Origin of the sequence: Actinomadura sp. 3N508, from assembly GCF_044326375.1 — a bacterium.
In the GTDB taxonomy this organism is placed as follows: domain Bacteria; phylum Actinomycetota; class Actinomycetes; order Streptosporangiales; family Streptosporangiaceae; genus Spirillospora.
This window is the reverse complement of sequence record NZ_JBIRAX010000015.1, coordinates 13426-26425: the sequence shown is the minus strand read 5'-3', so window position 1 is coordinate 26425 and position 13000 is coordinate 13426. Positions and strand designations below refer to the sequence as shown.

Genomic DNA, 13000 nt, shown 5'->3' with positions numbered 1-13000 from the left:
CGGAGCTGTCCATGGACACCATTGAGACGAGGGTGCTGGTCGTCGGCGGGAGCCTGGTCGGCCTGTCCACGGCCGTCTTCCTTGCCCAGCACGGCATCCGCTGCACATTGGTCGAGCGTCATCCCAGTACCTCGATCCATCCCCGGGCCGTGGGTTACTACCCCCGCACCGTCGAACTGCTGCGCCAGGTCGGGTTGGAGGACGTGGCGAAGAAGGAGGCAGCGGGCTACGAGACGCATCGCACGCGAGCCGGTGTGGAGTCCCTGGCAGGTGAGCCCCTGTTCAGCAGGGAGGAGTTGGACGGTGACTCCGACCTCGGCGACCTCACCCCGGCGCGACTCCTGATGCTCACCCAGGACCGGCTCGAACCACTGTTGCGCGCAAGGGCTGAGGAACGGGGGGCGGACCTGCGGTTCGGAACGGAACTGCTCGCCTTCGCGCAGGACGATGACGGTGTCACGGCAGTGGTCCGTGACGACGACGGCGTCCGGCTCGTCCGGGCCGATTACCTCGTCGGATGCGACGGTCCGCGTAGCCTGATCCGCAAGACCGTAGGGGTGCCGTGCGAGGGACAAGGCGTGATCTCCCGCCATCTCAGCATCGCCTTCCACGCAGACCTGCATGAGGTGCTCGGAGAGCGCCGCTACAGCGTTGTGCACGTGAAGAACGCCGAGGTCATGGGAATTCTGGTGCACGACGACACCCTGACCGGGGGCGTGCTGATCGTCGGCTACGACCCCGTGAACGGCGAGAGCGTCGACGACTTCACTGACGAGCGGTGTGCCGCACTCGTCCGTGCCGCCATCGGCAGGGACGACATTCAGGTAACCATACGATCCCGCTGGCCGTGGGACATGGCGGAGCAGGTCGCCACCCGCTTCGCAGTGGGCCGGGTGCTGTTGGCCGGCGATGCGGCCCACGTCATACCGCCGACCGGGGCCTATGGCGCCAACACCGGAATCGCTGACGCCCACAACCTCGCATGGAAGCTCGCCTTGGTGCTGTCAGGCACCGCAGGGGACGGGCTGCTGGCCACCTATGAGGAGGAGCGCCACCCGGTTGGAAGCTTCGCGGCGCGGCAGGGGGCACTCACCTTGGCCAGCCGGTCGGGCAAGGCGACGGGAAAGCAGCAGGAAGAGACGGCGGACGCGCTCACAGTCACCATGGGCCTGCCCTACCGGTCGGCTGCGGTCGTTCCGGACGGCAAGGCAGATCGGCTTCCCCAGGCGTACGATCCGCGTGCGCTGCACGGCGAGCCCGGCACCAGGGCACCGCATGTATGGCTGGAGCACGGCGGTGAGCCGATCTGCACCCTGGATCTCTTCGGGCGGGAGTTCGTCCTGCTCGCCGGAGAGCAGGCGAGTGCCTGGACGCAGGCCGCGCGTGACGCGGCGGAGCGTCTCGACGTCCCGCTGACGGCGCGGCTGATCATGCCGCACTCCTCGCAGGCCGCCGGAGACGCGACCGGCGAAGAGACGCTTGCCGACCCTTCGGGCGGCTGGCATGAAGCGTACGGGCTGGAGCCACAGGGAGCGCTGCTGGTACGGCCCGACGGTGTCGTGGCCTGGCGATCGATCGGGGCGGGCCAGGCCGGCGAGGAGACCGCAACCCTCATCGATGTGCTCGAGACCGTGCTTGCCCGCTCGGCCGAGGACGACGGCCACGAACAGACCGAGATCTTGCAAGCAGGAAGGGCGGATCATGACAACTGAACGGAGCTTCGACGTCGCCGTTGTCGGAGGAGGACCGGTGGGCATGATGCTCGCCGCCGAACTCGAGCTCGCCCACATCAGGACCGTCGTGCTCGAACGGCTCCCCGAGCGTTCCCCCCACTCCAAAGCCTTTGGGCTCCACGCGCGCTCCCTGGAGTCGCTGGACCGGAGAGGACTGGTGGAGCGTTTCAAAGACGGGGCCCGTAGCTGGGACAACGGCCACTTCGCCGGCCTGGATGCCTGGGTCGATTTCTCGATCCTGGACAGCAGGCACGGATACGCCCTGCTGTCGGAGCAAGCGAGAACGGAACGGCTCCTGGAGGAGCATGCCGACGCCATGGGGGCAGAACTGCGGCGAGGGCATGAGGTGACCGGTGTCCGGCAGGACCCGGACGGAGTCGAGCTCGACGTGTCCGGTCCCGACGGTGAGTACACCTTGCGCGCCGCGTACGCCATCGGATGCGACGGAGGGCGCAGCCTTGTCCGCCGCGCCGCTGGCATCGGCTTTCCGGGGACCGGCGGACGAGTCACGGCCCGGCTCGGAGACGTGGTTCTCGCGGACCGCGCCAACGCGCCTATGGGCATGGAACGCACTGAGCGCGGCCTGCTGTTCTGCGTGCCCTTGGACGATACCTACCACCGCGTGGCCACGTTCGACTTCGGCCAGGACGAGAGCCTCGACGGGGATCTCACCATGGCCGAGCTCACGGCCAGCCTGCGGAAGATCTGGGGAGGCGACCTGGGGGCGAGTGAACCGCGGTGGCTGTCCTGGTTCACCGACTCGGCCTGCCAGGCCGAGTCCTATCGGGAGGGGCGGTTCCTGCTCGCCGGGGACGCCGCGCACACGCACTTCCCGGTTGGAGGCCAGGGGCTCAACCTCGGCCTTCAGGACGCCTTCAACCTTGGTTGGAAGCTCGCGGCCACGATCCACGGATGGGCTCCGGACGGCCTGCTCGACACCTACGACGAGGAACGCCAAGCGCCCGCGCGTCGGGTCCTGGAGAACACCCGCGCCCAGATCGCGTTGATGAATCCCGACGCCTATGTGACACCCCTTCGGGACATGTTCGCCGAACTCATGTCCAGGGACCAGGTCAACCTCTATCTGGCCGAGATGATCAGCGGGGTGAACGTCCGCTACGACCTGGCGGGCCCGGAGCACCCGATGCTCGGGACCTTCGCGCCGGACCTGGAACTGGAGACGGACAAGGGCTCCGTGCGGTTGGCGGAGATCTCACATGACGGCATCGGGATCCTCCTCGAACTCGACGGTGGGGCCGACATCGAGCGAGCGCTGTCCGGCTGGAACGCTGCCCGCCAGTCGCCGACCTCGCGGGTGCGTCACGTCAGGGCCAAGTGCCCGAACGAGCCCGGCCTGGCGGGCCTTCTGATCCGCCCCGACGGATACGTGGCATGGGCCGCGAACACCGACACGGACGGTACGGAGACAGAGGAGGAGCTCCGGTCCACGCTCGCCCGCTGGTTCGGCACGGTGTGAACCGGCACCGGCACCGGACGACCCTCCCTCATGACCTGACGAGCCCTGCCCGGAGGCAATGGTGACCACTACCGAACCAACGACCATCAGCGCCATGGTCGATCCCGAACCGCTCATCAGCATGTCCACCCGTGACTGCGCGGCCAAGGTCCTGCAGAGCGCCGTGACGCTAGGGGTTTTCGGCAAACTCGCCGAAGGCCCGGCCAGCGCGGAGCAGGCTGCGGGGCGCATCGGCCTGCACCCCCGGATGGCCGCCGACTTTCTGGATGCTCTGGCAGGTCTCGGCCTGCTCGAACGCCTCGACGGCCGATATCGCAACGCGCCCATCGCCCAGGAGTACCTGGTGCCGGACAGCTCCACCTACCTCGGTGGCTTTATCGAGCTGACCAACGAGACGCTGTACGGGACCTGGGAGAAGCTGACCGACGCGCTGCGGACCGGCGAACCGCAGAGACTCGATCCGGACAAGGGCGGGTTCGTCGGAAGGCAGCACGAGAACCCGGCGACGATGAAGCGTTTCCTCACCGGTCTGGACGCCTACAGCGAGCGGCTGGGGGCCGAGATCGCGCGGCGCGGCGACTGGTCGCGCCACGAGTCGTTCGTCGACCTCGGCGGTGCGCGGGGCAACCTGGCGGCTGTGCTGGTGCGCTCTCACCCCCATCTCAAGGCGACCTGCTTCGACCTCGAACGCACCCGGCCGCTGTTCACCGAGCACGTCACCGGGCTGGGGCTCGAGGAACGGATCTCCTTCGTCGGAGGTGACTTCTTCACTGACCCGCTGCCGGAGGCGGACGTGGTGGTGCTCGGCCGTATCCTGCACGGCTTCGAGACCGAGCAGCGCAAGGCTCTGTTGCAGCGGGTCTTCGAATCCGTCCGCCCCGGCGGAACGGTGCTGATCTACGACCGGATGCTCGACGACGACCGCAGCGACCCGCGGCGGCTCCTCAGCAGCCTGCACATGCGTCTGGTCAGCCCGTCGGGCTCGGAGTACCGGGCGGTCGACTGCTGCGCCTGGCTGACGGAGGCCGGCTTCGTCAGGGCGGAGGCCGAAGCGATGATGGGCGCCCAGACCTTGGTCGTCGCGCACAAGGAACCACGACAGGACGGACCGGAGAGGAACGTCGCATGACCAAGACCGGAAACGATGTCCCAGTAGTGATCATCGGTGGCGGCCTGACCGGGCTGTCAGCCGCGGTCTTCCTCGCCCGGCACGGTGTGCGGGCGACGCTGCTGGAGCGGCATCCGGACACCTCGACGCATCCGAAAGCGCGCGCCATCAACCCCCGAACCATGGAGCTGTACCGGGCCGTCGGCCTCGAGGAACGGGTCCAGGCGGGCCGCTCACCGATCTCCGAGAACACCGACCTGGTCCATGTCGAGACGCTGGCGGGGCAGGAGCGCGTGCGGATGCCCAGCGCCTCACCCGAGGATCTGGCACGGATCACCCCGGCGACGTGGACGTTCATCGACCAGAACCAGCTGGAACCGATCCTGCGCGAACACGCGGTGAAAGTCGGCGCCGACGTGCGGTTCAACACGCGGGTCGATGCGGTCGCGGAACACGACGACGGCGTCCTGGTACAGGCGATGGATCTCTCCACCGGTGAGCCGTCTGAACTGCGAGCCCAATACGTGATCGCGGCCGACGGCAGCCGCAGTCCGGTGCGCCGGATGCTGTCGATCGGATCCCACGGCCGTGGGACGCTGACGAACTTGATCAGCTTCTTCTTCGAGGCCGACCTGGAAACGGCTCTGCGCGGCCGCCGGATAGTCGCGGCCTACGTCAACAATCCCGAGGTGCGCGGGACCATCATCCCGCTCGATAACGACCGGCGCTGGGTCATCAACGTCTCGTACTTTCCCGAGCGCGGGCAGAGCGCGGCGGACTTCACCCATGATCGGTGCGTCGAACTGGTCCGCGCCGCAGTCGGTGTTCCAGACCTGCCCCTGAAGATCGATTCGGTGGACACGCCGGCCTGGGACATCTCGGCACGGGTGGCGGATTCCTTCGCCACCCGGCGGGTCTTCATCGCCGGTGACGCTGCTCACGTCATGCCGCCCACCGGCGCGTTCGGGGCGAGTACCGGTATCCAGGACGCCTACAACCTGGCTTGGAAGCTCGGGCGGGTCCTCGCCGGGAATGCCGGACGCGGACTGCTGGACAGCTATGACGCCGAACGTCGCCCGGTGGCCGAGGAGACCGTGCGCCAGGCCATGCTGAGGTTCGCGGTCAGAGAGGGTAAAGGCCTCGATGACGTGGCGAACGAACTGCTGGACGAGACCACCGTGACGTTCGGCTACTGCTACACCTCGGGCGCTTTCGTGCCCGACCCGGAGGGGCCGGACACTCTGATCGAGAATCCGGATGAGCCCAGCGGAAGGCCGGGGTCCCGCGCTCCACACGTCCTCCTGCGCGGTCCGGAGGGGCCGGTGTCCACCGTAGACCTCATCGACGGGGGGTTCGTGCTGCTGGCCGACCAGGCGGCCGAGGGCTGGGGGCGTGCGGCGATCAAGAAAGCGACTGCCCGCGGCCTCCGGCTGGCCATGCACGCCGTCGGAGAGGGGAGCGCGTTCCAGGATCCGGATGGTCTGTTCCGACAGCGCTTCGGGGTGTCTTCGGGTGGTGCGGTGCTCGTCCGTCCGGACGGCTTCATCGCGTGGCGGACCAGCTCCGGTGAAGTCGACGATGCCGCCGGAGATCTGACCAACGCGCTGACGAGCGTGCTCGATCTCAGCTGACCCGTCACATCGAAGGTCCCCTACCCCGAGCCGGCGGGGAGGGGACCTTCCGCGTGCGGACCGGCTCTCAGCTCCGACCGAGCACCTGAGCCATCGCGGTGGCCAATGCTGCTCGAGGAGAGGCGGGCGTTCCCAGGGACCGCCAGGCCAGGAATCCGTCAGGCCTGATCAATGCCGCTCCGTCCTCGTCGATCTTGTACGCCTCGAGGAAGTGCTTGACTTCTTCAGCAGGCTCCAGAGCTCCGACCCGGTTAAAGCCGATTGCAAGCCCGGTGTCCGTCCGGAGCTGCTCCGCTGCTGACTCCCAAGCCGTTCCCTCAGGTCCCGCGAGCAACCAGAACCCACCGTCCAAAAGATCGTGAACCGGCACGTCCGAGCCACCGCGGCGCAGCACCAGGTGCGGTGCGCGTGTCCCGGGCCGGCCCGAGGGGACGGTGGGGTCCTCGACGAGATCGCCGTCCGATCCTGTCTCCTCGCCCACGATTGCCGTCGACCGGTAGACGTGCCCGAACAGCACGGTGGTCTCGGGAAGGTGTCGCGCGGCCACCTCCTCGGACAGGCCGCTGCGCTGCAGGTAGCGGATGACACCCTGCTCCACTGTGAGTTCGGCGACGGGCCGCCGCTCCTGCTCGTAGCTTTCCAACAGGCCAGGATCGGCGATGCCCCGCAGCACCAGCGCGAGCTTCCACGCGAGGTTGTGCGCGTCCTGGACCCCCATATTGCCGCCGAATCCTCCGGTGGGCGGCATGACGTGCGCGCTGTCACCGGCCAGCAGCACGCGCCCCGTTCGGAACCTGTCCGCCACCCACGCCCCGACCTCCCAGCTCGTCTTGGACTCGATCGTGACGACGAGATCAGGCACGCCGACGGCGGCACGGATCAGCTCTGCGCAGGCATCCGCGTCGTACGCCTCGTGGTCGTCGTCGGAGTCCAGACTCGGCGCGAGGACCCAGCGATCGGAACTCGCACCTCCCAGTTGGCCGAGCACCCCCTTGACCCCCGGGTTGTTGACAAAGCAGAGAAAGAAGGTGCGTCCGGCGACGTACGGCGAGAGGTCCGCATGAAAGATCACCTTCATCTGGCGGCCGAAGACTCCCTCACCACGCGTTCCGATGCCGAGGCTCTCGCGTACCGGTGAGCGGACTCCGTCGGCGGCGACCATGTACGAGGCGCGGACCGTGCGCCGGGCACCATCGGAGACGCTGCGGACCATAGCGGTCACGCTCTCGTCGTCCTGTGTGAACTCCACGAGTTCGGTTCCGAAGCGGATGCCCGCCCCGAGGCCTACGGCCGAATCCAGCAGGATCGGCTCGAACCGGTCCTGCCCGATGAGCGTCCACCCTGTCGCGGCGACCGCGGCCCGTTCCTGCCGGAACGGACCGTCGAACCGGCCGAGCTCGGTGCCGGAGAGGGACTCGACCTGGAGGATGTCGCCGTACCGTGCATGCGGGTTCTCTTCGGCGCGCACGCGGTCCTCCAGGCCGAGCGCCCGCATCAGCTCCATCGTGCGGGGGCTGGTGGCCTGGGCCCGCGGGTGTTCGGAGATACTCGTCGCCTTTTCGACGAGCAGGGTCCGAACCCCCTGACGGGCGAGAAACAGCGCGCTGGCCAATCCCACCATGCTGCCGCCCACGACCAGTACGTCGACGGTCTCGTCGGCCATGCGGCCACCTCCAGAAGAGAGTCGATGGTACGCGGGCAGCCTCACCCCGGACGCTCGAGCACGGCTGGCGGAACAGCTGAGGTCGCCGCAGTGGTGGCGCACAGTCTCCTAGCAGCCCTTGAGGACGGTCCGAGGCGCCACGATCAGGGTCAAGAGGGACCTACGTGCCGGACCAGGAAGGGTCCCGCGTCGACGAGGTGGGAGGCGGATGTCTTGACGGAACTACTGAGCATCCTCGTGCTGGTGGGCACGGGAGTTGTCGCAGGTGTCTTCTTCGCGGTCGCTATCAGTGTGATGCCGGCGCTCATTGCGATGCCCCCGGACCGATATGTCTTCACCCACAAGCTCCTCGGGCGCCACTACGACCGGGTCATGCCGTTCATCGTGCTTGGCTCGGGTGCGATCGACGTCGTGCTCGCGGCGGGCTCGAACGGTGCGGTCCGGTGGGTCTTCGCGGTCGCCGCCGTCTGCATGGTCGGCGTCGCCGTGGTTTCGCAGACCCGGAACGTGCCGATCAACAATCAGGTCAAGAAGCTTGCGCCGGAGGAAGTCGGGCCAGACTGGGACGACCCCCGTTTCAGCTGGCGCGACTGGCACCTGGTTCGCACTGCCTTCGCGTTCGCCGCGATCGCCCTGACCGCTGCGGGCGTGGTGCTGTGATGGGCGCGCGGATCGAGCGGGCGCTGCCGCCCGCCGAGGAACGCGCGGCCGCCAACGAGCGGATGCGCGACCTGCTCACCGGCCCCGAGCCCGGGCCGATGGCCGAACGCCTGGCGGTTCTGCGCTTCACCGGACGCCGCACCGGTCGGCGCTACGAACTGCCCGTCGGCGTTCACTCGATAGATGACATCCCAGTCATCGCCACTAGCGGGGGCTGGCGGCACAACTTTGCCGACGGCGCCGGAACCGAGATCATCTGGCGCGGCGCGCGACGGACGGCCCGGCTGGTCGCGGTGACCGACCCCGACCGGACGGCACGTGGCTATCTGGAGCTGTATCGCCGGTACGAGGACGCGGCCGAGCGTCGGCTGGGCATCACCGTGACCGGCGATCCCGATCTCGACGCCTTCCGCGGCGCCGTCGACCGTTGCGGCCTGTCTCTGCTCGAGGTGCGGTTCGACACGGAGGGCGACGGCGCCTCCGATTCCTGCCCATCCCATGTTTCGGCCGAAAGGACTTCCCGATGAGCGGCATCACCGGACTAGTGGACTTCGAGTCGGACTCGATCGTGCCGACGCGGGACCTGCGGGCCATGGCGGCCGCCTTGGCGCATCGTGGCCCCGAAGGGGCGGGCGAGTGGGCTGGCGAGAACATCGCGTTGGCCCACCGGAGGCTCGGACCTGAAGGAGAGGCGAACGGATCCCAGCCGGTGGTCGTCGAGGCGGCAGGCGGCGATGCCACAGCGGTCGCGATGATCGATGGTGTGGTCGTCAACGGTTCGCGCCTGCGAAGGGAACTCACTGAGAGAGGGCATCGGTTCGTGGGCGGCAGCGATGCGGAGGTGATCGCCCGCGCCTATCTGCAGTGGGGCCGGGACTTCCCTGCGCGGGTCGAGGGCATGTTCGCATTGGCGGTCTGGGACGTACGCCGACGGGAACTGGTGCTCGTTCGTGACCGGCTCGGCATGCGGCCGTTGTGCTACCACCGGACCGGCGGCGGTCTGCTGTTCGGCTCTGAACCGAAAGCACTGCTCGCGCATCCGGATGTCCGGGCGGCTGTCGACGCCGACGGACTCCGGGAAGTGCTCGCGCTGGAGCACATGCCCGGAATGACCGCCTTCCGCGGCATCGAAGAGGTGCTGCCGGGGCACATGCTCATCGTCCGGTCTGGCGGCGTGACGCAGGAACCCTACTGGCGGCTGTCCGCCAGGCCTCATACCGACTCGGCGGAGGAAACGGTTCGGACTGTCCGTGAACTATTGATGGACGCCGTGTCGGCCCATCTGCGTGCGGACGTGCCCGTCGGGGCGATGCTCTCCGGCGGCATCGACTCCAGCGCGCTGACCGCACTGGCAGCGCGCGCTGGGAACGGTTCCACCGCCCGGCTCCGCACGTTCTCGGTCAACTTCGCGGGGTACACCGAGAACTTCGAGTCACATCCGGCCGCGAGGGCGACTCCCGACGCCCCATTCGCCGAGATTGCTTCGCGGCACATCGGCACCGAGCACCTCGAGATCCTTCTGAACTCGACGACGCTCGCCGATCCCCGAGCGCACCAGGCGGTGTTGCGAGGCCAGGATGCCCCTTCGGCGCTCGGTGACATGGACGCGTCCCTGTTTCTGTTCTTCGAGGCCGTACGGCGCTCGGGCGTGAACGCCGTGCTCTCGGGGGAGACCGCCGACGAACTCTTCGGCGGATACGCCTGGGCCCGCGACCCGGCGCACAGCAACTCGACGACCTTTCCATGGGTGTCCTTTGCGCGCGGCAACGACGCGTCCGCCGGCGGGCTCGGTTGCGCCCTGCTGGACCGCGGTCTCCGAAAAGGCCTGGACTTCGCGGCCCACACCGAACAGCACTACTCCCAGGCGTTGACCGAGGTCCCGCTCGTCGAAGGGGAAAGCGCCGCCGAACGCAGGTCGCGGGAGGTCACCTATCTCGCGCTCACCCGGTGGGCGCCCGCTCACCTGGAAAGGGCCGACCGGCTGAGCTCGGCCGCCGGCGTCGAGGTGCGCACGCCGTTCTGTGATCGAGCCCTCGTCGAGTACGTGTACAACGTGCCGTCCGTCGTCAAGAGCCAGGGAGGGCGAGAGAAGGGGCTGCTGCGCGAAGCCGTCGCAGACCTCCTGCCTGAATCGGTCCTCTACCGCCCGAAGAGTAACTACCCGACTACTCAGGATGTCGCCTACGGGGAGCTCGTGCGAGAACGATTCGCCGCCCTGATGACCGACCAAGGGGCGCCGGTCCTTTCGCTGCTCGATGGCGAAGCGGTGAAGGCCGCCTTGGCGGAGGCGACTGCGCCGAGCGGAGCCTTCGCGTTCCTAGAGCGGGCCAACCTGGAGATGGTCCTGCAGCTGGACGCATGGCTACGCGACTACAAGGTCCAACTTGAGCTGTGATCAAGGTCATACGCCCCCGGCCTCACTGCCAGGATTGTTTTCGATGGCCAGAAAAGGACAAAGCGGCCCGGGGTTGGAGCGTGGCACCGAACGGTGATCGCCACCTAGCTTGTGATCAGTCAAAGCGACCAAAAGGTGGTGTATGGACACCTGTCAGGATCATCCGTGGGGCGTCTAAGAAAACGGGGAGACGGGGGTCATCGACTCGGGTGACGCGAAATTCTTTCATATCGCACACACGACAGCTTTCTCAAGAGCTATTCAGCGCTCGGTTGCAGTAACTGGCAGCCGACACCTTGCCATCGTGCTGAGGGTCGCGTGAAGGGGGATGCATGAATATTTCTCTGCTCGGGTCGTTTCGTGTAGTTAGTGAGAGCCTCGATATTACACCGGGGGCGCCAAAACTTCGGCAGGTTCTGGCGGTTCTGGCGCTGAACGTCAACACACCAGTGAGTATCGACCAGCTCTATAGCGAACTGTGGGGCGAACACCCCCCGGTCAGCGCTCAGACAACCCTTCAGACCTACATCTACCAACTCCGGCGCGGCCTCGGCCTGCTGACCGGGCGAAGCGGTGAGGCTCGCGACGCGAGCCGCGCGCCCAACGACTACCCCGTCCTGTTGACGAAGGCCGGGGGATACGAGCTGCGTCTCCCCGACAGGCTGTCCATCGACGCCTACCAGTTCGAGCAGCTGGCGCAACAGGGAAGGGAGGAGTACCGGGCCGGAGACGTCGCGGCTGCTTCCAGCACTTTCGCCAGGGCACTCGCCTGCTGGCGCGGAGGCCCCCTGGTGGACGTCGCCCGGGGTGAACGGCTCTCGGCCTGGTCGATCAGGCTTGAGCAGCAACATCAGAGCGTGCTCGAACAGCGCTTTGAGATCGAACTCGAGCTCGGGCACCACCGGGCCATCGTGGACGACCTGTCCACCGCAGTGGACGCCAACCCGACGCACGAGGCGTTCGCCGGGCAGCTGATGCGGGCTTTCCAGCTCGCCGGCCGTCGCCCGGAGGCCTTGGAGGTCTTCCGGGTGCTGAGGGAACGGCTCGTCAACGAACTCGGGATCGAACCCTCGGCCGCGCTGCAACGATTGCATCAGGACGTGCTGGCCGACCAGGGCAGCGTCCCGCTTGCATCCGGTGGCGAGGGGCGGGTGACGGTGCTCGCGGAGCCGACTCGCGCGTCGCAGGGCGCCGTCTATCTGCCTGCCGACACCGATGCTCTCGTAGGACGGTCGGGAGAGCTGGCGATCCTGACCTCATACTTGCAACCCGGCCGACGCGGGAGCGACGGGCTACGCATCATCGAGCTCCACGGTCCACCCGGAGTGGGCAAGACCGCGCTCGCGGTGCGCGCCGCCTACCGTCTGCGCCCTCACTTCCCCGACGGCCAGCTGTTCTTGGACATGTCCGAGAGTGGCCAGGCCGATGCCCGGCTCGCCGGAGTGCTGACCGCGGCGCTCGAGTCCTGGGGGGCGCCACGTGCCAGAATCCCCACCGGCGTGGACGACTTAGCCCAGATGTTCCGCAGCTGGACGGCCGATCGGCGCGCGTTGATCGTCGCAGATGACGTCACGGCGGTCTCCCGGATCTCGGCGCTCCTCCCCAGCGGAAGTGGGTGCGCGGTCATCACCACCAACCGCTTCCGCGGGCGGGGGCTGGCAGTCGGACGGAAGGTGATGGTGTCCCGGCTCTCGCTGGAACAGATGGTGGAGCTCTATGCCCACGTGGTGGGAGAGAGACAGGCCAGCGACCGGATGGACACGGTCCGGCAGTTGCTGGACCTGTGTGAGGGGCTCCCGCTGGCGGTCCGTGCGGTGGCCGGGCGGCTGGCGGCTAGGCCGGACTGGTCGGCGGAGCGGCTGCTCGCCCGGTTGTGCCATGACCAGAGCCTGCTTCTTGACCTGCCCGCGGGCACGCAATCACTGCTGGGCACGCTCGCGGTGAACTACGACCAGTTGTCTGGGACCTCGCGCGTCCTGCTTGAGCGGATGGTCCGGGACGAACGGACTTGCTGGCGTGCGAGTGATGTGGTCCGGAACTTCAGGTCCGGATCCGCTGAACGGCTGCTTGAGGAGTTGGTCGATGCCTACTTGGTGAACGAGGCGTTCCATCCGGTCCCTGGATCCAACCCCGCCGCGCTGGTCGAGCCGCTCTGTACAGTCCCGCCGCTGGTGCGACTGGAACTGGAGCGCCTCCTCGGCAACACCGAACCCGCCACAGAACTCCCGCATGACTCCAGATCGCGGCGCCTGGACGAACGGGAGCTCGTCTCCAGAGTGTGAACCGTCTCGAATGCGGCTCTGAAGAACCCCAGGAGGATCCTCAAGTCGCAT

9 protein-coding genes are annotated in these 13000 nt (G+C 67.7%); 8 read left to right on the top strand and 1 reads right to left on the bottom strand.

Annotation, left to right across the window (positions count from 1 at the left end; genetic code table 11):
* Positions 1–11 precede the first annotated feature (11 nt).
* From ACH34S_RS37490 to ACH34S_RS37475, 4 genes are all read left to right on the top strand, one after another.
* On the top strand, positions 12–1712 hold the full coding sequence (locus ACH34S_RS37490; RefSeq protein ID WP_395957655.1) for an FAD-dependent monooxygenase: 1701 nt from the start codon (positions 12–14) through the stop codon (positions 1710–1712).
* The gene (locus tag ACH34S_RS37485; RefSeq protein ID WP_395957654.1) at positions 1618–3210 is read left to right on the top strand and encodes an FAD-dependent monooxygenase; all 1593 of its coding nucleotides are present in this window, start codon (positions 1618–1620) and stop codon (positions 3208–3210) included. The genes ACH34S_RS37490 and ACH34S_RS37485 overlap by 95 nt, the downstream gene beginning before the upstream one ends.
* 94 nt (positions 3211–3304) lie before the next feature.
* The gene (locus ACH34S_RS37480; protein ID WP_395957653.1) at positions 3305–4339 is read left to right on the top strand and encodes a methyltransferase; all 1035 of its coding nucleotides are present in this window, start codon (positions 3305–3307) and stop codon (positions 4337–4339) included.
* Positions 4336–5949, top strand: coding sequence for an FAD-dependent oxidoreductase (locus ACH34S_RS37475; RefSeq protein WP_395957652.1), 1614 nt, complete (start codon positions 4336–4338; stop codon positions 5947–5949). Before ACH34S_RS37480 ends, ACH34S_RS37475 begins: the two co-directional genes overlap by 4 nt.
* Before the next feature lie 67 nt (positions 5950–6016).
* On the opposite strand, the gene ACH34S_RS37470 is transcribed toward ACH34S_RS37475, so the two are convergent.
* Positions 6017–7612, bottom strand: a complete 1596-nt coding sequence (locus ACH34S_RS37470) for an FAD-dependent monooxygenase (RefSeq protein WP_395957651.1) — start codon at positions 7610–7612, stop codon at positions 6017–6019.
* Positions 7613–7825: 213 nt separating this feature from the next.
* Between ACH34S_RS37470 and ACH34S_RS37465 the strand changes: the two genes are divergently transcribed.
* From ACH34S_RS37465 to ACH34S_RS37450, 4 genes are all read left to right on the top strand, one after another.
* Positions 7826–8272 carry a DUF1772 domain-containing protein gene (locus tag ACH34S_RS37465; RefSeq protein WP_395957650.1) on the top strand — a complete coding sequence of 149 codons (447 nt, stop codon included), beginning with the start codon at positions 7826–7828 and terminating at the stop codon, positions 8270–8272.
* Positions 8272–8799 (top strand): hypothetical protein, encoded by a 528-nt coding sequence (locus ACH34S_RS37460; RefSeq protein WP_395957649.1) that lies wholly within the window; start codon positions 8272–8274, stop codon positions 8797–8799. The genes ACH34S_RS37465 and ACH34S_RS37460 overlap by 1 nt, the downstream gene beginning before the upstream one ends.
* Entirely contained in the window at positions 8796–10667 is a 1872-nt protein-coding gene (gene asnB, locus ACH34S_RS37455; protein ID WP_395957648.1) for an asparagine synthase (glutamine-hydrolyzing), read from the top strand. The genes ACH34S_RS37460 and asnB overlap by 4 nt, the downstream gene beginning before the upstream one ends.
* Positions 10668–10999: 332 nt before the next feature.
* Entirely contained in the window at positions 11000–12949 is a 1950-nt protein-coding gene (locus ACH34S_RS37450) for a BTAD domain-containing putative transcriptional regulator (protein WP_395957647.1), read from the top strand.
* Positions 12950–13000 lie beyond the last annotated feature (51 nt).